This window comes from uncultured Aquimarina sp. (assembly GCF_947492965.1).
In the GTDB taxonomy this organism is placed as follows: domain Bacteria; phylum Bacteroidota; class Bacteroidia; order Flavobacteriales; family Flavobacteriaceae; genus Aquimarina.
In genome coordinates this window covers 1-21,345 of record NZ_CANLOZ010000020.1, presented here as the reverse complement: position 1 = coordinate 21,345, position 21,345 = coordinate 1, and the positions used below count along the sequence as shown (strand labels likewise).

The 21,345-nt window shown below is 33.3% G+C and carries 20 protein-coding genes; 11 read left to right on the top strand and 9 right to left on the bottom strand.

Annotated elements, in window-relative coordinates:
- Nucleotides 1-52: 52 nt before the first annotated feature.
- The 3 genes from Q1B37_RS23905 to Q1B37_RS23895 are packed head-to-tail and all read left to right on the top strand — an operon-like array spanning nt 53 to nt 2,389.
- A complete protein-coding gene (locus tag Q1B37_RS23905; protein WP_299611008.1) occupies nt 53-796 on the top strand; it encodes a prolipoprotein diacylglyceryl transferase family protein in 744 nt (247 codons plus the stop codon).
- Complete coding sequence (locus tag Q1B37_RS23900) at nt 786-2,180, top strand: radical SAM protein (RefSeq protein WP_299903273.1); 1,395 nt, start codon at nt 786-788, stop codon at nt 2,178-2,180. The genes Q1B37_RS23905 and Q1B37_RS23900 overlap by 11 nt, the downstream gene beginning before the upstream one ends.
- Nucleotides 2,177-2,389, top strand: a complete 213-nt coding sequence (locus Q1B37_RS23895; protein WP_299611003.1) for a hypothetical protein — start codon at nt 2,177-2,179, stop codon at nt 2,387-2,389. Before Q1B37_RS23900 ends, Q1B37_RS23895 begins: the two co-directional genes overlap by 4 nt.
- Nucleotides 2,390-2,497: 108 nt before the next feature.
- Here the strand turns inward: Q1B37_RS23895 and Q1B37_RS23890 are convergent, their stop codons facing one another.
- From Q1B37_RS23890 to Q1B37_RS23860, 7 genes are all read right to left on the bottom strand, one after another.
- A complete protein-coding gene (locus Q1B37_RS23890) occupies nt 2,498-3,319 on the bottom strand; it encodes a class I SAM-dependent methyltransferase (protein ID WP_299903271.1) in 822 nt (273 codons plus the stop codon).
- A gap of 98 nt (nt 3,320-3,417) precedes the next feature.
- Nucleotides 3,418-3,762: a hypothetical protein gene (locus tag Q1B37_RS23885; RefSeq protein WP_299610997.1), complete on the bottom strand. Its 345-nt coding sequence runs from the start codon at nt 3,760-3,762 to the stop codon at nt 3,418-3,420.
- A gap of 334 nt (nt 3,763-4,096) precedes the next feature.
- Entirely contained in the window at nt 4,097-5,290 is a 1,194-nt protein-coding gene (locus tag Q1B37_RS23880; protein WP_299903269.1) for a DUF1501 domain-containing protein, read from the bottom strand.
- A 12-nt stretch (nt 5,291-5,302) separates the two neighbouring features.
- Nucleotides 5,303-6,700, bottom strand: a complete 1,398-nt coding sequence (locus Q1B37_RS23875) for a DUF1800 domain-containing protein (protein ID WP_299903268.1) — start codon at nt 6,698-6,700, stop codon at nt 5,303-5,305.
- A gap of 64 nt (nt 6,701-6,764) precedes the next feature.
- The gene (locus tag Q1B37_RS23870) at nt 6,765-7,499 is read right to left on the bottom strand and encodes a hypothetical protein (protein ID WP_299903266.1); all 735 of its coding nucleotides are present in this window, start codon (nt 7,497-7,499) and stop codon (nt 6,765-6,767) included.
- Between the two features lie 47 nt (nt 7,500-7,546).
- The gene (gene coaD, locus Q1B37_RS23865; RefSeq protein WP_299610987.1) at nt 7,547-8,008 is read right to left on the bottom strand and encodes a pantetheine-phosphate adenylyltransferase; all 462 of its coding nucleotides are present in this window, start codon (nt 8,006-8,008) and stop codon (nt 7,547-7,549) included.
- Between the two features lie 76 nt (nt 8,009-8,084).
- On the bottom strand, nt 8,085-9,065 hold the full coding sequence (locus Q1B37_RS23860) for a D-alanine--D-alanine ligase (protein ID WP_299903264.1): 981 nt from the start codon (nt 9,063-9,065) through the stop codon (nt 8,085-8,087).
- 94 nt (nt 9,066-9,159) lie between these two features.
- On the opposite strand from Q1B37_RS23860, the gene Q1B37_RS23855 reads away from it, so the two are divergent.
- The 3 genes from Q1B37_RS23855 (at nt 9,160) to Q1B37_RS23845 (ending at nt 11,076) form a co-directional block, all read left to right on the top strand.
- A complete protein-coding gene (locus Q1B37_RS23855; protein WP_299610982.1) occupies nt 9,160-9,738 on the top strand; it encodes a PASTA domain-containing protein in 579 nt (192 codons plus the stop codon).
- 25 nt (nt 9,739-9,763) lie between these two features.
- Complete coding sequence (locus Q1B37_RS23850) at nt 9,764-10,813, top strand: RluA family pseudouridine synthase (RefSeq protein WP_299903262.1); 1,050 nt, start codon at nt 9,764-9,766, stop codon at nt 10,811-10,813.
- Between the two features lie 71 nt (nt 10,814-10,884).
- A complete protein-coding gene (locus Q1B37_RS23845; RefSeq protein ID WP_299610976.1) occupies nt 10,885-11,076 on the top strand; it encodes a cold-shock protein in 192 nt (63 codons plus the stop codon).
- Nucleotides 11,077-11,167: 91 nt separating this feature from the next.
- Here the strand turns inward: Q1B37_RS23845 and Q1B37_RS23840 are convergent, their stop codons facing one another.
- On the bottom strand, nt 11,168-12,535 hold the full coding sequence (locus Q1B37_RS23840) for a glycoside hydrolase family 71/99-like protein (RefSeq protein WP_299903260.1): 1,368 nt from the start codon (nt 12,533-12,535) through the stop codon (nt 11,168-11,170).
- A gap of 441 nt (nt 12,536-12,976) precedes the next feature.
- Between Q1B37_RS23840 and yaaA the strand changes: the two genes are divergently transcribed.
- The 5 genes from yaaA (at nt 12,977) to Q1B37_RS23815 (ending at nt 20,486) form a co-directional block, all read left to right on the top strand.
- Nucleotides 12,977-13,738, top strand: a complete 762-nt coding sequence (yaaA, locus tag Q1B37_RS23835; protein ID WP_299903258.1) for a peroxide stress protein YaaA — start codon at nt 12,977-12,979, stop codon at nt 13,736-13,738.
- A 100-nt stretch (nt 13,739-13,838) separates the two neighbouring features.
- A complete protein-coding gene (locus Q1B37_RS23830) occupies nt 13,839-14,342 on the top strand; it encodes a TRAP transporter small permease subunit (protein ID WP_299903256.1) in 504 nt (167 codons plus the stop codon).
- Nucleotides 14,342-15,688, top strand: coding sequence for a TRAP transporter large permease subunit (locus tag Q1B37_RS23825; protein WP_299903254.1), 1,347 nt, complete (start codon nt 14,342-14,344; stop codon nt 15,686-15,688). Before Q1B37_RS23830 ends, Q1B37_RS23825 begins: the two co-directional genes overlap by 1 nt.
- A gap of 50 nt (nt 15,689-15,738) precedes the next feature.
- Nucleotides 15,739-16,839, top strand: a complete 1,101-nt coding sequence (locus tag Q1B37_RS23820; protein WP_299903252.1) for a TRAP transporter substrate-binding protein — start codon at nt 15,739-15,741, stop codon at nt 16,837-16,839.
- Between the two features lie 194 nt (nt 16,840-17,033).
- A complete protein-coding gene (locus tag Q1B37_RS23815; RefSeq protein WP_299903250.1) occupies nt 17,034-20,486 on the top strand; it encodes a pyruvate carboxylase in 3,453 nt (1,150 codons plus the stop codon).
- Nucleotides 20,487-20,566: 80 nt separating this feature from the next.
- Here Q1B37_RS23815 and Q1B37_RS23810 read toward each other — a convergent pair.
- The coding region (locus Q1B37_RS23810; protein WP_299903248.1) for a T9SS type A sorting domain-containing protein at nt 20,567-21,345 on the bottom strand (779 nt) is incomplete at its 5' end.

Sequence of the window (21,345 nt, the reverse complement as noted above, 5' to 3'; positions counted from 1 at the left end):
TTGTAGTCTAAATAAAACGTATATTTCGGTTTTTAATCGAAATTAATATTAGATGGATATTCCTTTTGAGCCTGTAGTTTTTGGTGTTAAACTGAATGTTCATTTGATGTTGGAATATGCTGCTTTTTTTATCGGATTTCGATATTATATTTATTTAAGAAAAGACTCCTTAGACACAATATCTTCTTCAAATAGATTGTCTATTATTATAGGAGCAGTTTTCGGAGCTTTTTTAGGTTCTAGAATCGTTGGCTTTTTGGAAAATCCCCTAGCTATATCTTTTACTCCAGAATATTTAATTCAGATTATAAGTGCTAAAACGATAATGGGAGGTCTTTTTGGTGGTTTATTAGGAGTTGAAATCGCCAAAAAAATAATTAAGGAAAAAAAATCTTCGGGGGATTTATTTACATATCCCATTATTCTTGGTATTATCATTGGAAGGATTGGTTGTTTTTTAGCAGGAATCAATGAATTTACCTATGGGAAAGAAACAACTTCGTTTTTGGGATTAGATTTGGGTGATGGATTATTTAGATATCCTATTGCTCTTTTTGAAGTGGTTTTTTTGATATTATTATGGATCGTTTTAAAACGTTTTCAACAGCGACTAGATTTAGAATCAGGTCTTCTTTTTAAATGTTTTATGATTTTTTATTTTCTCTTTCGTTTTCTTGTCGAGTTTCTAAAACCCAATACTTTTCTCATATTTGGGCTTAGTAGTATTCAGTATTTGTGTATCTTATGCCTACTGTATTATCAAAAAACAATTCGAAAAATCTTATATGCCAACTAGAAATTATACCTATTACGATTTTACGCTAAGTCTTTGTCCTATTTGTTTAAAAAGGATTGATGCTAAAATTGTTTTTGAAGATGATAAAGTTTTCATGTTGAAACATTGTCCAGAACATGGCAGATCCAAAGTTTTGATTGCTGATGATATAGAATATTACAAAAGCATAAGAAATTATAATAAACCTTCTGAGTTTCCGTATAAGTTTAACACAGCTACGGATTATGGTTGTCCTTATGATTGCGGATTGTGTCCAGATCATGAACAACATTCTTGTTTGTCAATAATTGAAGTTACGGATAGATGTAATTTAACTTGTCCGACCTGCTATGCTTCTTCATCTCCACATTATGGAAGACATAGAACATTGGAAGAGATTAAAAAGATGTTAGATACTATTGTAGAAAATGAAAAAGAGCCTGATGTAGTTCAGATTAGTGGTGGAGAACCTACAATACATCCTCAATTTTTTGATATTTTGGACTATGCAAAGCAATTGCCAATTAGACACCTTATGGTGAATACAAATGGTGTCAGGATAGCAAAAGATGTTGGTTTTGTAGAGCGATTAGCAAGTTATATGCCGGATTTTGAAATCTATTTACAATTTGATTCTTTGAACGCAAAAGTTCTGAAAAAGCTTAGAGGAGAAGATTTAACTGCTATTAGAAGGAAAGCTATAGAAAATTTAAATCAATTTAATCTTTCGACTACTATGGTTGTTACCCTAGAAAAAGGATTAAATGATTCTGAAATCGGAGAGATCTTATCTTTTGCTTCTCGCCAAAGATGTGTTAGAGGAGTTACATTGCAACCTACACAAATTGCGGGCCGACTAGAAGATTTTAATGCTCAAACGGATCGAATTACCTTAACCGAAGTTCGTAGAAAAATATTAGAACAATTTCCAATATTTGAGGCGGACGATTTAATTCCGGTTCCTTGTAACCCTGATGCTCTGGTCATGGGATATGCCTTAAAAAACGAAGATGGATTAACTCCGTTAACAAGATATATTAATCCTGCAGATTTATTAGATAATGGTAAAAATACCATTGTTTATGAACAAGATGTAGAGTTGCAGGAAAAAATGCTGGAGTTATTTAGCACTGGAAATTCTGTAGATATTGCTTCCGAAAATCTTAAATCGATCATGTGCTGCTTGCCGGAGATAGATGCTCCGGAATTGGGTTATGATAACTTATTCCGAATAATTATTATGCAGTTTATAGATGCTTATAATTTTGATGTAAGAGCAGTTAAGAAGTCCTGTGTACACATTGTGAATAAGGACTATAAAATTATTCCTTTTGAGACAATGAATCTATTTTACAGAGATGATAAACAAGAGCGTTTAGAACAATTAAGAAAAGAGACTGTATGACTACCAATTTAATTTTATTAGAAGTAGGTAACCTAGGTGGTTTAGTATTTTTGATTTTACTCATATTATTTGGCCCACCTGCATTGCTGGCCATTATAGGTCTTGTTCTTTTTAGGAATAAAAAACGAAAGGCAGGAAAAGTATTCTTTATTCTATCGGGAGTATATCTTGTAATTGGATTAGGAATTTGTGGGATATTACTGAATTAGAGTGAGATTTTGCGTTACATTATAGTATCGAGTATAAGTCTTACCGCTAACTAAGGTTTTCTTATTTAGAAAATAGAAGCTACTACAGCTATATATGATACTGTTAAATTAAACTCTCTCCAAAAGATATAAGTGTTCGTTTAGAATTTCATTTGGATCTTCTAATGGGGTATTTGGAGTGTAGATTTTAGATAATTTACATTCATCAGTATGTTCTACTAACCGATATCCTTCAATTTGAGTGTAGTACGATGTGGGTATTGTTTGATGGGCAAAAGAATCATTAGTGTTATTATGACTATCAAAATAGTGTAATAGTCTTTTGTAAACATCTGTATGTTCAATTTCGGGAATGTAGGATACACTACCTACCACATCACCACTTGACTGTATATTTTTAAAAACTGTAAAAAGTTTATCTGTTACTTTTCGATCTAAAAAAAATAACACTCCTTCTAATACAATGAATATAGGTTGTTGGTTGATGAATTTATTTAATTCTGTAATCATGGTTTCTTCAGAATCATGATTAAAATCAAAACTGATGTAGGTTGTATTACGTTCAGGTAATTTTCCTTCTTCGGTCCAAACTTCTATCTGATTCTTTTTGTATTCGATGATATCTTTCTTGTCTATTTCGATAGTATGCACATCAGCGCCTAATAAAAATTGATACATACTAAAACCTGCACCAAAATTAATTAGAACTCCTCCTTTGTTTTTAGAGAAAAAAGATTGTAAGCTTTCATGAAAAAATCTATTTCGTAAACTATGAAGGATGGATTCATTTGTAGATACGCTATCTAGAATTTCTGGAATAATAGCCTCTGTTTTCGGGTTATTCCATAGTTTGGCATAAATATCCTTACTTACACTTTCGTGATAAGAACGATACGTAGATACGATAAAAGCTGTTTCATGAATTTGCATTCATAAATGTAAGCTTTTTGAATTTTAATTAAAAAAATAAACACCACTATATCAAGCAAGAAAATAGTGGTGTTTTAATGTGTATATATTCAAAGAAATTATGGCAATAATCCAGTGATTTGTGTAGTATCCACCATTATGGTGTCTTTTCGCTTTTTGTCATTACTATTCGCTAATCTTGTTGTCTTCGTACTATCAGTGATAAAACCATTTTTTATCATTAACGCCTTGTAAAAATCCTTTTTTGTTTCTCTAGTACTTGTTTTTACCTCTTTAACTTTAATGTCAAAATTATTAACAGCAATTAATGTTTGATAAAAATCTACTTTGGTATTCTGTACATTACTTATTTCCTTGTTGATTGTATTTAATGAAGCAATTTCTTGAGCATTCATAGTAGAAAAAGAAAGTAAAACAAATAAGGAAAGAATAATGCTTTTCATAGGATCGGGGCTTAGCGATTGTACTACTTGATTTGTACCAAATTTACAATCAAATAGTTATGAAATAAAATGATTTCACATCTTTTAGATAAAGAGGTCTTTTGTATCGATAAAAAACACAGTTTTTACGGTAAAACCGTAAAAACTGTATTGACTTTTGTTAGAAAAAAGGGTTTTTGATAGTTTTTTTATTGTTAAAACTTCTTGATTTTTATTGTTTTATGAGATTTTGAAAATGTAAAATAGATGGGTAATGTTTTTTAAGATTGAGTTGATTTGTAGCTTATGGCTTACATTTAATTTTGGTTTTTCTAATCTATCTTTAGCAAGATAGTTATACAAAGGATAATTTATTAAAATCGGAGCCTAGAATTATATGATCATTTACTTCGAGCCAGTTATCTAAAATAGATGCATAAATACTTCTAAAATCGACGGTGTATTTGATATCTCCATTATTATCAAGGTCAGATAGATTTGGTAATTCATTATAAATACCAGCTTTTTTAAGAGATCCACTCATTATCATTACATTATTTGCTGCGCCATGATCTGTTCCTCTACTGCCATTTTGTTTTACTCTACGTCCAAATTCTGAAAAGGTAAGTATTAATGTGTCTTTAAATTTATTATTCTTTTTTAAATCCTTTACCAGAGCACTAATAGCATTTGCATATATACCCAGTAATCGATCTTGACTATTTACTTGATTTACATGACTATCAAAACCTCCAAGAGAACTATAGTATACTCTTGTTTTTAATCCGGATATGATAAAATCAGCTATGGTCTTTAAATTTCGCGCGAATGCCGACTGCGGATATGTTACTTTAGATTCGTAAATTTTGGAAGTTTCATAAATATAAGAAGCAGAAGAGTACGTTTCTAACATGGTTTTATAAAGATAACCTTGGTTGTCCTCATGTAACATGTCTTCTTGAGTATTATTAATCAATTGATTAAAGAAAGGCTCCCTGGTAGTACGATGTAACTGTTTAGGATCCGAAACTGCGATACCATTTAATGTGTTACCTTTCATAGCGAGAGACAAAGAATTATCGACTTCTATTGCTTGATACGGATGCTGGCAATTAGCATCGAGATATCTGCCTACCCAACCAGAAGATAAATACTGGTTAGTATCACTAGCCGTTTGCCAGATGTCCGTACTTCTAAAATGAGATCTGTTGGGATTAGGATATCCTACGTTGTTTATGATACAAACATCACCTTGATCATATAAATCTTTTATGGGTTGTAAAGCACTATTGAAAGCTAGATCATCGTTTATTTTTAAAGTCTCACTTTGTTTTTTGCCGATAGTAGGTCTTAACCGATGATAGATATCATTCTGTATTGGAATAATGCTGTTTAATCCGTCATTACCACCTGATAATTGAATAATGATTACATTTTTATATCCAGATAATTGTTCTGGTGTTAAAAACTCCATTCCTTTTAAAAATGATGGAACTAATGTGATTCCAGATGCAAAAACGGATTGTTTTAAAAAATTTCTTCTGTCCATGATTTCAAAGTTTTAACAAAGTTGGTATTCTGGTAAGCTCATTAGCTCAATAATAAAATTCTTGGTGTTTCTTTCGTCAATGGTAGAGATTACTTCTTGGGCACCTTTAGATAAATTAGGTTGAAGTACATAGTCTATCAATTGTTGTCTGGATTTTTGTTCTATAGCATCTAGAAAAGGTTCCCAATGAGGAGTAGCTTTCACTCTTTTCTGCATTTGTGACTTCATTTTGTTATAATACTTCTCTTTCATCATTGTAGTCATCTCACTATCAGCAGTGTCATTTATTTCAATAACACCATTATTGAGTGCAACAGAAGCTAGTTTTAATCTAAGCATGAGTGTAGAGTTATCTATCCAGGATTTTCCGCCTTTCCATCCTGCAACATTGGGTGGGAAAAATAATACTTGATTCAATTTTCGCTGCAGGTATAATAATACCTTTGGATTCTTGTAGTGTATGTTAAAAGGTTTACTAAGTCCAACGATTAATTCTATCGGGGATTTTATTTTGGCTCCTATATTTTCATGATCGTAAAACCAGTCGCTTTCCAAAACACCTCTTAATAAAGCTTCTATGTTATAATTTGTTTCATAGAAAATAGAACTAAGTTTTTCTAGACGAGTTGGGTTTATATGTTCATTTACGAGAAACTTGTATATTTTTTTCGTAATATATTTTGCAGTTTGCTTTTGCTCTAGAAGAATTTTTATAACATCTTCTCCTTTGAAATTCCCTGTTTTTCCTAGAATAGTTTTAGAGCCAAAGTCATGATGTTTTTGTCTAAAAACAAAAGTCCCTTGTTTATTAAAATTCCATCCAGTAAAAGCTCTTGCAGCTTCTTTTATATCTTTTTCGGTATATCCATTATCTCTGCCAAGTGTAAATAACTCCATAACTTCTCGAGCAAAGTTTTCATTTGGATTGTTCTTTCTGTTTTGTCTGTTGTTTAGGAATAGTAACATCGCTGGAGATTTAGAAACCTCCAATAGCATATCCCCAAAACTTTCCAGAGCATTTTTTCTGATTACATTATTTAAGTGTAGCGCTGCTCTTGGAGTTTTTAATCGAACAGCAAAATGATTGTGAAAAAACAAAGTCATTTTCTCTCTCAATACTTGTTTGCTCTCTGCTAATTGCCGTAGCCATAGTAAGTTGAGATCTAGCATTTTTTGATTACGAAGTTTTCGTAATTCCTTGCGTTCCTCGCGTGATAAGTTTTTTGGATCTTTTTGTAGAATTCCAAAGTCAAGAGATAAATCAGTTATCCCACTACTTTCAGAAAACAAGTGATCTACAATTTCTTCTTTAGAAAAAGTTCTTGCACGTTTTAATTCAGAAGGAGAAATTCCAAAACCAGTACGCCAATAAAGATGTTGTATTTGTTTATCTGTTAGAAAAGAACTCATAATCAAAGTGTTTCTACTTTGACTATCAATTTTAGAAAAGGTTTAAAGTACGAACTTTCTATTCTTAATTACAGTTAATTTCGCTTAATTCTGCAGTTTCACTTGTAGCATCACTCAGAGAAACATTTTCTGTAAATAGTACGAATCGATCAAGTGCATGAAAAGAAGATCTTGCAGATACTTCCATCATGTATGTTCCTGGTGTATCAAAAGTTACAAAAATGTCATGTGCGTCATTATCACTTGTAGATGCTTGCCATTTCCATTGATCTGCTGGACCACTCTTGTAGATTTTGAACCACCCATCTTTGCTGGAGCCATTAGGATTTGGTGTTTGACCTGTATCTCCTGGATAGACAATACTTTCATTGCGTTGACCAAAAAATGCAGAGGCATCAGGAAATCGTAACCAAGAATCGTTATGTTCGGATCCAGAAGTTCCATTCGTAATTCTTGATCTCCAGATAAATCTATAGGTTCCTGTGGTAGTAATGTTTATGTTATAAGTTAACAAACCATTTCCAGGAGCATTTAGAAATTGATCTCCTTTCCATACTAAATAACTAGTACCAGAAAAACCAGCTACAGAGTTTTCGTTATTCCAATCATTAATATTGTTGATACTTTCAAATTCTGCAACCACTAAACCATCCTTTTCTTCAAAAATGAAATTATTCGCATTTTCGCAGCTAATAGGTGGTTCTATAGTGTTGTCATTTTCATCATCATCCGTACTACATGCGAAAAACGTTATGGACATTAAAAGTAGAGTGATACTAAGTTTTTTGTAGGTTTTCATAGCTAATTGATTGGGATTTTAGATTTGGGATTATGTTGTTTAACGTGTTATTTTCTTTTGTATACTACTGTTTCAGGAACCAAGCCAGTCACGTCACCTCCGTTTCGGATAACATCTCTTACGATAGAAGAGGAGATATAGCTTTTTCCTGAGGAGGTTAGTAAAAATACAGTTTCAATTTCAGACATTTTTCTATTGGTGTGAGCAATTGCTTTTTCAAATTCGAAATCTGCAGGGTTTCTAAGTCCTCTAAGAATAAAGTTCGCATTTTGTTGTTTGCAGAACTCTACAGTAAGACCTTTATACGTCATTACTTTTATCTTTGGTTCATCTTTAAAAGCATCTTCTATAAAGCTTTTTCTTTCTTCCAAAGAGAACATGTATTTTTTTTCAGCATTTACTCCAATTGCCAATATAACTTCGTCAAAAAGAGTTAATCCTCTTTCTATAATATCATAATGACCTAGCGTTATCGGGTCAAACGATCCTGGAAAAACAGCTCTTCTCATAAGTGACTTGTGATTATTTGGTATAAATATAGGTAAAGTTGAAATTAGTTATGATGCTAAAACAATGTTTCTTCCGTTATTTCTTGTTTATAGCTTCTTCTATCGTATTAGTTAACAGGTCTTGTATACTTATTCCAGCGGCGATTGATTGTTGAGGTAAAATGCTAGCTTCGCTAAAACCAGGATTTGTATTCATTTCTATAAAATGAGGTTCTCCATCATGAAATATATATTCGCTTCTAGAAAAACCACTCATTTTTAGGATTTGATATACTTTTAAGGCTAGATTCTTTACCTTTTCTTCATCTTCTTTGCTTAATCTTGCTGGAGTAATTTCTTGAGATTTGCCTAAATATTTAGCTTCATAATCAAAGAAATCATTTTCTGAAACAATTTCTGTAATTGGCAAGACTACGTCTTTTCCTTGGTAAGTAATTACACCTACCGAAACTTCTGTTCCGCTAAGAAAAGATTCAATAATAATTTCGTCATCTTCTTTATAAGCTACATCAATAGCAGGAAGTAATTCTTCTTCGGTGTTTACTTTAGAAACGCCATAACTACTTCCAGCCTTATTTGCTTTTACAAAACAGGGTAAACCAACGGTATCAATAATTTCACTGGTGCTGATTTTATCTCCTTTATTTAAGAAATAATTTTTGGCGGTAGGGATCCCATAAGGTTGTAAAGTGCTAATACAGTCTCTTTTGTTAAAAGTAAGTGCTGCTTGATAAAAATCACAGGCTGTTTGTGGTATTCCGATTAATTCAAAATATGCTTGTAGTAAACCATCTTCTCCAGGAGTTCCATGTACAATGTTAAAAGCAGCATCAAAAATAATTTTAGTGCCATTCAGATTTAGGGAAAAATCATTTCGATCAATGGTGGTTTTTTGATCATTGTCATCAACGTAGTACCAAGAATCTTTGGTAATATGAATTTTGTACGGTTCATAAAGGTCTCTGTTCAAGTGCTTATAAACTACATTTCCACTTTTGATAGAAATATCAAATTCGCTGGAGTAACCTCCCATAAGGATGGCAATATTTTTCTTCATTGGATATGGTTTGCAAACAAAAATATCATTTATCCAACAACAAAAGCTAAAAAGTTTCCGTTTTTATATCTTTGCCGAAACTATCATCAGATACATGGATTTTTTTAAAGGACTTTTAAGGTTTATTTGGAGTAAAGCATTTCTTATTCAATTAGTGATCGCTGTCGCAATGACTGCTATTTTATGTTTTATAGCATTGAAATGGTTAGATAGTTCTACAAATCACGATCAGAGAATTGTAGTTCCAAGTTTAAGTAAAAAAACACTCGATGAGGTGAAAGAGCTTGTAGAATCCAAAGATTTGAGATTCGAAGTGCAAGATTCTGCTAATTTTAATCCTGATTATCCTCGTTATTCTGTGATTGAGCAGAATCCTCCTGCAGGAAATATGGTAAAAGAAAATAGAAAGATCTATGTAACCCTAAACCCATCGGGATATCGAAAAGTAGAAGTACCTGATGTTATTAGAAAAACCAGAAGGCAGGTAGAACCAAGACTAGTGGCTCTTGGCTTTAAAATAGGATCTATTACTTTTAAACCAGATCCTTCTGATCAGGTACTGGAACTTAGGTACAAAGGCAAAAGGTTGAAGCCAGGAGATAAAATAATGAAGACTTCTACCATTGACCTTGTCGTAGGTGACCAAAGTGGTAATTTGCGACTTAATCCATAAATAAAACTTCTAAAAATAACACCTTTTGGAATCAGATCCAGATATAGACGATTTAGGACCTAATGAAGACGAATTGTATGAACATCATCGTTTTGTGGCAGGAGCAGGTCAAGTACCACTTAGGGTAGATAAATTTTTGATGAATTTTGTTGAGAATGCTACTCGAAATAAGATTCAACAAGCAGCCAAAGCAGGAAGTGTTTTTGTCAATGATATTCCGGTAAAATCAAATCATAAGGTAAAGCCTAATGATGTGGTAAGAGTGTTATTTGCTCATCCACCTTATGAGAATTTGCTAACACCAGAGGATATTCCATTGAATATTGTTTATGAAGATAATGCTCTGTTAGTGGTGAATAAACCTGCAGGAATGGTAGTACATCCTGGTCATGGAAATTACTCTGGAACTTTGATTAATGCCTTGATTTATCATTTTGATAATTTGCCTAATAATAGCAGTGAGCGTCCAGGTTTGGTGCACCGAATTGATAAGGATACCAGTGGTTTATTGGTGATTGCTAAAACTGAAGATGCTATGACGCATTTAGCGAAACAGTTTTTTGATAAAACCTCAGAAAGAGAATATGTGGCAATTGTTTGGGGGAATCTAAAAGAAGATGAAGGAACAATTATAGGTAATATTGGTCGTCATCCTAAAAACAGACTTCAAAATACTGTTTTTGAAGGCGATGAAGCAGAAAAAGGAAAACCTGCAGTTACACATTACAAAGTTATTGAACGTTTAGGATATGTTACAATGGTTTCTTGTAGATTAGAAACTGGAAGAACGCATCAGATACGTGTGCATATGAAACATATTGGTCATACATTATTTAACGATGAACGATATGGTGGTGAAAAGATCTTAAAGGGTACGACTTTTTCCAAGTATAAACAGTTTGTAGAAAATTGTTTCAAAATATTACCAAGACAAGCATTGCACGCAAGAACTTTGGGGTTCGTACATCCCGTTACCGGAGAAAAAATGCACTTCGAAACCTCAGTACCTGATGATATGCAACAATGTGTAGAACGTTGGAGAAATTATGCTAAAAATCAGCTAACTAAAGAATAAATGTGTCTTTATTGAAATAAATTGGGGAATGCTCATTTATTAATAGTATATTGGTGCTTTAATTATTTATAATGAACAAAGGAACAGTAAAATTTTTTAATGACTCCAAAGGATTTGGATTTATTACAGAAGAAGGATCTAATCAAGATCGTTTTGTACACATTTCGGGCTTAATCGATGAAATTCGTGAAGGTGATGAAGTAGAGTACGAACTTAAAGAAGGTAAAAAAGGAATGAACGCGGTAAACGTGAGAGTATTATAATATATACATTTTGACTTTTTTAAAGAACAAGCCCATCTGATACAGACGGGCTTTTATGATTTTTACAATTGCTTTTAATGTGATTTTATGGTTAAGAATAAAATTTATAAACTGCTTTAATAATCTTGTCTGCTCTAACTAAATTGAGTTGCTTTATATATTTGTATGTTCGATCTAAATAGTCTTGGGCTTCTTGATTTCCACTAAAATATTTTCTGGCTGTATATAGATCTAATGCTACTATTAAATCGTCAGTAGTGAAATCAACACCAGTATATTGTTGTAATAGCTGTAAATACATAAAACCAAATTCTTCTGTGGGTTCAATCATGGTGCCTTCTCCAAAATCATTCCAGGTAATAAGTTGAATAAAATCTGCAATTTCATGATGTGTATAATTTAGTGTTTCTGCAAAGGTTTGCCCTTGATTATGGTCGATACTCCATAAATTAATCCCTTCGGACCATCCACCTTCTGCATAAAAGCTATCAAAACCAGGATAAGAAGACCCAACAATGGTAAGATTTTCGGTATCGTAATTATTATAATAATGCTCATGGGCTAGTAGATGATCTTGGTCTACCCATAAAAACTCTCCAGTAGCATTCTGTCCTACTAAATTATTGGCTGCCCACAAGGTTAAAAAGTCGGGACGGTTATCAGTGGGTAGGATATCGAAAATAGTGTCCCATTCTTGTTGGGTGGTGATATGATGTGGTCCAAAAACAAATAGTAGATTTTTATCATTGTGTTTTATGTAATTAGGGCTGGTAAAGTAGGTGTCATTGATATAGGTGAAATCTTCCTGAGCTGCTTCAATAATACTGTTCGATAATCCTAGTTCATATGCTTGCTTAGCAACCCTATCTTCGTACATAATTGAAAAATCAAAATCTAAATCCTCCATAATTTCAATAAAACTTTCCGTAGCACTTTTAATATTTTCGTAATCGTAGAGATCCTTACTTCCATACCAATCAAATATTACACCATCGATTCCGGCTAATTTCATCATTAAAAAATGATATTCATGTAAATCAGGGTCGTTAGAGGAGTATGGACCTATTACGGGATAGAAATAAGAAGCTATTTCTTGTTTGCCGTTACTATCTCTAATATCAGGATTTTTATTAGTCATAGTCCAATGTTGTCCCCAGTATCCATCGTAATCTTTGCTCTGAAACCAGGGCATATAATGCATATAAACTTTTTTAGGGTTATCTTTTGCTACATCCATTCCAGATATATCCGCCACATAACCGCTTTTTTCTAATTTGATGATTTCTGCTTCTTCTTCCAATACTTTTTTTAATTGAGCATCCGTATACGTTGTGTCCTGAATTCTTTGGGGGACGGTTTGTTCTGGTTCGGTACGTGGAAATTCTTCTTTTTCACAGGAATAAATGAAAATCATTAAGGCAACCATTAAAAACGCCTTAATCGTAGGTTGTAGTTTCATTGTCATATAGGTTTATTAATTAATTACACAATACAGATAAGCGTGATGTACTAAAAAAGATGGGAAGTGTGAATTGCTAATTAAAATTAGCGATATATGACTACTGTGTTTCGAAAGTGTTTTTATGTTTAAAACGTTATAAAGGTAAGGTTTTTTTCTGTTAAAAATATTAAAGCCTTTATTTTTATATGTTAATTTATTCCTTAACAGTGTGTTAAACCGTGTAAAGAAGAAGCGTTTATGTATTTTGCAATAAAGTATATCAATGCTTCAATAGGTAAGAATTACTCGAGTTGATTTTATTTATTCCAGTACTATTGTATTTTTGAAAAAACGAAATTCACTTCATGAGGCACGTCAAAGTATAATAAACAATGATGAGTTTTATGTCTAACACTAGCCTTTAGCGGAGTGTAACTTATAAAGTAATATTGTAAACACATGAAAATTGTAGTATCACCAGCAAAGTCTTTAGATTTTGAAACCGCATTACCTACTCAAAAATATACGGAGCCTTCTTTTTTGGTTGAAGCTGAAAAATTAAATACTGTTCTTCAAAAAAAGTCACCAAAAAATTTATCAGATCTAATGAGTATTAGTGATAAGTTGGCGCAATTAAATTGGCAACGAAATCAAGATTGGAGTCTTCCATTTACACAAGAAAATGCGAGACCTGCAGTATATGCTTTTAATGGAGACGTTTATACAGGCTTAGATGGTTATACAATTCCAGAAGATAAATTAGATGTCTTACAGGATAAATTAAGAATCCTTTCTGGTTTATATGGTATACTAAAACCATTAGATCTAATTCAACCGTATCGTTTAGAAATGGGGACAAAACTAAAGGTAGGACGTAGTAATAATCTATATGAGTTTTGGAAGAAGCAGCTTACGGAACAACTAAATAATGAATTGAAAGATGATGAATTATTTGTAAATCTAGCGAGTAATGAATATTTCAGTGCGATTGATAAGAAAGCGCTGAAAGTACCTGTGATCACACCACAGTTTAAAGATTGGAAAGGAGATAAATTAAAAATGATCAGTTTCTTTGCTAAAAAAGCAAGAGGAATGATGGTTCGTTATATCATAGACACTGGAGCTGAAACTATAGAAGACTTAAAAGGTTTTAATTATGATGGTTATGGTTATAGCGAAGAATATACAACAAAACCTAACGAATTGGTTTTTGTCAGGTAATTCAATGCTCTTATTTTGTTTTCATATTTGATATTAGAATAAATTTCTAAATGCTCCTAATTTTAGTATCTTAAGCCTTCAATATTTTAGGCCTTTTTGAATGCAAAAAATCATTAATTCTCTAGATTGGATTGGAGAAAAAACGGGAACTCTTGTCAGTTGGGTTGCGTTTCTATTGGCGGTTTTGGTAGGATTAGATGTCGTTATGCGATATGTTTTTCAGTTCACGTTCATTTGGATGATCGAAACCGAAATTTATCTCTTCGGAATGCTTTTTCTAATAGGTTCCGCGTATACTTTTAAACATGGGAAACATGTTAGAGTAGATGTTTTTTACACTAGATTTTCCGAAAAAGGAAAAGCCTGGATAGACCTTTTAGGAGGGGTGTGTTTATTAATTCCTTGGTGTTATGTAGTGATTGTTTCTTCTTGGTATTATGGATTGTCATCCTTTATGATCGATGAAGGATCTCCCCAACCAGGTGGATTACCAGCTTTGTATGTGCTAAAATTTTGTATCACCTTGGGGTTTGCCTTTTTATTGTTACAAGGAGTTTCTGAAATGCTAAAATCTATTCAGATAATTTTTAAGAGAGATATCTAATGGAGTTTTTAGCGGTTGTTTTATTTGTAATCATATTCATTTTAATTCTTAAAGGATATCCCGTAGCTTTTACTTTAGGTGGGATTTCTGTTGCTTTTGCTTTTGGTGTTTCAATTTTTGCGCCAGAACAGTTTACCATGTCTACATTTTATTTATTGCCTTCTAGAATTATGGGGGTTGTTAATAACTATGTGTTGATGGCAGTTCCTTTATTTATTTTTATGGGAATCATGTTGGAAAAATCTGGGCTCGCTCAAAGTCTTTTGGAAACAATGGCGATGATGTTTGGTCGAGTTAGAGGAGGACTAGCTATATCCGTTGTTATTGTAGGTGCTTTGTTAGCCGCATCAACAGGAATCGTGGGTGCAACAGTGGTAACTATGGGTTTAATTAGTCTCCCAACGATGCTAAAAAGAGGCTATAAGACAGAACTCGCAGTAGGAGTTATTGCTTCTTCGGGTACCTTAGGACAAATAATCCCACCGTCTATAGTATTGGTGCTGTTGGCGGATACGATTAATAGTTCATCAAGAGGAGCAGCGTCTGTAGATGTAGGAACCTTATTTTCTGCGGCCTTATTACCAGGTTTGATATTAGTTGGGCTTTACATTCTATATATTTTGATAAAGTCATTTATTCATAAAAACGACGCACCGAGTATTCCAGCAGAAGAGATTGCAGAGTTTAAAGGGACTCATTTTGGACCCAAAGTTGTTAAGGTGTTATTGTTACCAGTACTGTTAATTGTTATAGTGCTAGGATCTATATTTAGTGGTATCGCATCCCCAACAGAAGCTTCTGCAATTGGGGCTTTGGGAGCAACGATTTTGACTATTATTCAGAAAAAGTTTTCATTTAAAATATTAAAAGAAGTAGCTCAAGAAACGACTCGTCTTACATCGATGGTGTTTTTTATATTACTTGGGGCGACTACATTTACACTAGTTTTTAGAACCTTAGGAGGAGATCGATACTTACAAGAATTGATTATTTCGTCTCAGTTGACACCCTTAATGTTTCTATTATTAGTAATGTTGGTTATTTTTATCGCTGGTTTCTTTATTGATTTTATAGAGATCGTATTTATTATCGTACCAGTGGTAACACCCGTTTTTAATGCTTTGGATATGAATATGCTTTGGGTTGGAATTTTGATGGCATTGAATTTACAAACCTCATTTTTAACTCCTCCATTTGGCTTTGCATTGTTCTATCTAAAGGGAGTCGCGCCAGATACAGTAAAAACAAGCCAAATATATAGAGGGATAGTTCCTTTTATTGTTATACAACTTTTTATAGTAGGCTTAGTATTATTTTTTCCAGAGATTATTTTTAATGGCAATTAATTAGAATAACTAAAATCATGAGTTTATATAAGATACGGAGAGTTAGATTTTTGAAAACATTCATATATGGTATTTTAATGATGTTTTTTTTGTCTTGTCTTGGAGAACCTCCTGCGAGTATGACTAATCCTACTTCCTATGATACTGCTAAGCCTGACAAAATATTCCATTGGAAGATGACTACAACTTGGCCACCTAATTTTCCAGTGGTAGGGGAAGTAGCGGAAAAATATGCAGAATGGGTAGAGGAATTGTCTAATGGTCAAATTAAAATTAAAGTATATGGTGGAGGAGAATTAGTACCACCATTAGAAGCATTTGATGCTGTTTCCCAAGGTACGATAGAAATGGGATGTGGTGCATCGTATTATTGGGCAGGAAAAACTCCAGCAGCACAATTTTTTGCAGCCGTTCCTTTTGGGATGAATAGCCAACAAATTACTTCTTGGTTAGAGGTAGGAGGAGGATATGAACTTTGGAAAAAAACATATGCACAGTTTAATTTGGTTCCTTTTATGGGAGGAAATACTGGAGTGCAAATGGGAGGGTGGTTTAATAGAGAAATTAACTCTGTAGAAGACTTTAAAGGTTTAAAGATGCGTTTACCAGGTATTGGGGGTAAAGTGTTAGAAAAAGCTGGAGGAGCACCAATTTTGGTAGCTGGTAGCGAAATTTATACGAGTTTAGAACGAGGAGTTATTGATGCTACGGAATGGATCGGACCGTATCATGATTATAAAATGGGATTTCATAAAATTTCAAAATATTATTATACCCCAGGTTGGCATGAAACGGGTTCTCAGTTAGAGTTCTTTATTAATAAAAATTTACACGACGCACTGCCACCGCATCTTCAAGCTATCTTACAGGCTGCTGCCAAAAGGGCTCAAGTTTGGGTGTTGTCTGAGTTTGATAAACAAAATGGTATTTATTTAGATAAATTAGTGAATGAAGAAGGTGTAGAGGTAAGAGAATTTTCTAAAGAAACTTTGGACGCATTACGAAGTTATACTGATGAAGCCATTCAGGAAATGATAGGAGACGATCCTTTATCTAAAGAGGTTTATGAAAGCTATTCCAACTTCCAGAATAGGATTGCTAAATGGTCTGAAGTAACCGAAAAAGCATACTATAATAAAATACAGAAATAGGTATTTGTGTTAATTCAACGTATGAATTTGCTGTTAACGTTTAAGGTTTAACAGAAAGAAATAGTTGGTTAATAATAACTACAAAAATTAATTATTTCAGGGATTCTGTTTAAAATGTATTGGAAGTGTTCATTCGAATCGATATCTTCGCAGCGAATGTTCGCTAAATATTATTTAAACACAAAATTTTTATCATGCAAATTAAAAAGGTTTTAGTTGCTAATCGAGGGGAAATTGCCATCAGAATTTTCAGAGCTTGTACAGAGATTGGTCTGCAAACCGTAGGAGTTTATACCTATGAGGATCGATATTCTTTACATAGATATAAGGCTGATGAGGCCTATCAAATCGGTGCGGATAATGAACCTTTAAAACCGTATTTAAATATTGAAGCAATTATACAAGTTGCTAAAAATAATAATGTAGATGCGATACATCCAGGATATGGATTCTTATCAGAAAATGCAGATTTTGCACAACGATGTAAGGAGAATGATATTATTTTTATTGGTCCTAAGGTATCTGTGCTACGATCTTTAGGAGATAAAATTATGGCAAAAGAAGTTGCCATCGCTAATGATATCCCAATTATTCAAAGTAATAAAGAAGATCTTACAGATATTAAGATCGCAGTTAAAGAAGCAAAGAGAATTGGTTTTCCTGTAATGCTTAAAGCTGCTTCTGGTGGAGGAGGTCGTGGTATGCGTGTAATTCGCAGTGTGGAAGAGTTAGAAAAAGCCTACCCGGAATCACAAAGAGAGGCATTAAATGCTTTTGGAGATGATACTGTTTTTTTAGAAAAATTCGTAGAAAACCCTAAACATATAGAGATACAGATTGTAGCGGATCATCATGGAAATATGGTGCATCTTTTTGAACGTGATTGTTCTGTGCAAAGACGTTATCAAAAAGTAATTGAATATGCTCCTTCCTATGGAGTGTCTCAAGATATATTGGATAATCTTTATCAATATGCACTAACGATATGTAAAGCTGTAGATTATAATAATATAGGAACAGTAGAGTTCTTGGTGGATGATGACGGTAGTATTTATTTTATTGAAGTAAATCCAAGAGTACAGGTAGAACATACCGTTACAGAGATTGTGACGGGTGTAGATTTAATTAAAACACAGATTTTTATTGCTGGAGGATATCAACTTTCGGATAAGCAAATTAAGATCGAAAGTCAGGAAAGCCTTAAAGTAAATGGCTATGCTGTACAATGTAGAATTACAACAGAGGATCCAGAAAACGATTTTAAACCTGATTATGGTACCATAACTACCTATAGAAGTGCTTCTGGATTTGGTATTCGTTTAGATGCGGGAAGTGTTTATCAAGGCGTTACGATCTCTCCTTTCTTTGACTCCATGCTAGTAAAGGTTTCGGCAAACAGTAGAACTTTGGATGGAGCTTGTAGAAAAATGCGAAGAGCGCTGTCAGAATTTAGAATAAGAGGGGTGAAAACCAATATGCCTTTCTTAGATAATATTCTTAATCATACTACATTTAGAAAAGGAGCAGTTACTGTTAATTTTATTAGAGATACAAAGGAGCTTTTTAAAATTAAAGAGTCTCGTAACAGAGCGACAAAGCTGGCAAACTTTTTAGGAGATATCATTGTTAATGGAAATCCAGATGTAAAAAAAATAGATCCATCCAAAACCTTCGTTACTCCTCATATTCCTGAATTTGATAAAAAAGCAGCGTATCAAAAAGGTACAAAAGACCTGCTTACAGAATTAGGGCCAGAGAAATTTGCCGAGTGGTTAAAAAGTGAAAAGAAAGTTCATTTTACGGATACCACCATGAGGGATGCCCATCAAAGTTTATTAGCTACTCGAATGCGAACGTATGACATGCTTAAAGTCGCAGAAGGATTTGCAAAGAACCATCCAGAAGTGTTTAGTATGGAAGTTTGGGGAGGTGCTACATTTGATGTATGTCTACGATTTTTAAGAGAAAACCCGTGGGAACGTTTGCGCTCGCTAAGAGCAGCAATGCCAAACCTATTATTGCAAATGCTTATTAGAGGATCTAACGGAGTTGGATATACTGCCTACCCGGATAATCTAATTGGTAAATTTGTAGAGCAATCTTGGGAGAACGGAGTAGACGTTTTTAGAATCTTCGATTCATTAAACTGGATGAAATCTATTGCACCTTGTATAGAACATGTAAGGACACGTACACAAGGACTTGCAGAAGGATCTTTGTGTTATACAGGCGATATTTTAGACCCAAAGCGTACCAAGTATACCTTAGAATATTATGTGCAATTAGCAAAAGATATAGAAAATGCAGGAGCACACATATTAGGAATAAAAGATATGGCAGGTTTATTAAAACCTTATGCTGCCTACGAATTAGTTTCTGCATTAAAATCAGAAATCAATATTCCAATACATTTGCATACGCATGATACTTCTTCGGTACAATCAGCAACATATCTTAAAGCGATTGAGGCTGGAGTAGATGTGGTGGATGTAGCTTTAGGAGGATTATCAGGGTTAACAGCGCAGCCTAATTTTAATGCAGTTATGGAAATGCTGAAGTTCCATGATCGTGAGAATCCGATGAATATGTCTAAATTAAATGAATATTCAAATTATTGGGAAGCGGTTCGAGAATATTATTATGTTTTTGAATCTGGTTTAAAAGCGGGTACTGGTGAAGTATATCAACATGAAATTCCTGGCGGGCAGTATTCTAACCTGAAGCCGCAAGCACAAGGTTTAGGACTGGCAGATCGTTTTCATGAAATTACCAAAATGTATGGAGAGGTAAATGAATTGTTTGGCGATATCGTAAAAGTGACTCCAAGTTCTAAAGTTGTTGGAGATATGGCGCAATATTTAGTAAGTAATAATTTAACCATAGATGATGTAAAAGAAAGAGGAGAAACGATTTCATTTCCTCAATCTGTAGTAAGTTTGTTTAAAGGAGAATTAGGACAACCAGAAGGAGGTTTTCCAAAAGAACTTCAGAAATCAATATTAAAAGATCAAAAACCGTTTACCAATAGACCTAACGCACATCTCGAACCAGTAGATTTCGAAACGGAATTTAAGGATTTTGTAAAGGTCTTTAAAAAAGGAATGGGAAGAGAGTTAGATATTACAGATTTTCTTTCTTATAAGCTATATCCAAAAGTATTTACAGGAGCTTACAATCACCATTTGCAATATGGTAATGTAATGAATATTCCTACTAAGAATTTCTTCTATGGAATGACTCCAGGAGAAGAAATTATTATAGAATTAGATAAGGGTAAAATCCTGTTATTTGAATTAATTTCTATCGGAGAGCCTCAGGACAATGGAATGGTTACCGTCTTTTTTAAAGTAAATGGACAAACCCGAAATGTTGAAATCAAGGATAATTCTATTAAAGTAGATAAAATTGTTCACGTAAAAGCTGATAAAGCGGACGGAAAACAAATCGGAGCTCCATTACAAGGGTCTTTATCTTCAGTATTGGTGAAAACTGGACAAGAAATAAAGAAAAACGATCCATTGTTTATTATCGAAGCTATGAAAATGGAAACGACTATTACTGCAAATGAGGATGCAGTGGTAAAGAAAATAGTGCTTAAATCAGGAACGATGGTTGAAGCCGATGATTTAGTGATTACTTTAAAATAAAGAATGATCCTATTTATTTATATGTATAAAAAAAAGTCTTTCAGAAACCTGAAAGACTTTTTTTTAACTAAAGATAGATGCTAATTTTTTATAATCTGTTTTATTGTATTTCCTTTTTCTCCTTCAATATTCATAAAATATACTCCAGAATTTAATTCAGATATATCAAATGTGGTATTACGAGTTTCGAATACTTTTTTACCTGTGATATCATATATCACCGCTTTTTTTATGGTAATAGAAATATTTAAAAGTCCTGAAGTTGGGATTGGGTATACTTGTAATTTATCAGTAGTTAATTCTTCATCTTCATTGCCAAGACTTGCTATCAAATAACAAGAAGATCTCTGAGTACATCCATCTAATGTAATATCCACTGCATAATTTCCATCTTGTGTTGCTGTAAAAGATTGATTCGTCTCACCTGATAATGGAGTGTTAGTATCACAATCAATCCATTGATAGGTAGCACCAGAGGTAGTCGCAGTTAAAGTTGGACTAAGAGAATCATCTACGGAAGCATCAGGTAATTCTAGCACTTCTACAGTATCAGAAGCAGTATCAGTACATCCATTTGCATTGGTAAAACTATAGGTAATATTTTGATTTCCTGTTCCTGCAGTAATAGGATTAAAGGAATAAGTAGTTCCATTGCCATCATCAGTTACTCCATTTCCAGAATACGTTCCTCCACTCGGAGTACCACCACCTAATCCTGTTTGTATTCCAGCATCTACACATAGATCAGCAGGAGCTGTAAAGGATACTGTTGGCAGATCGAACACTTCTACAGTATCAGAAGCAGTATCAGTACATCCATTTGCATTGGTAAAACTATAGGTAATATTTTGATTTCCTG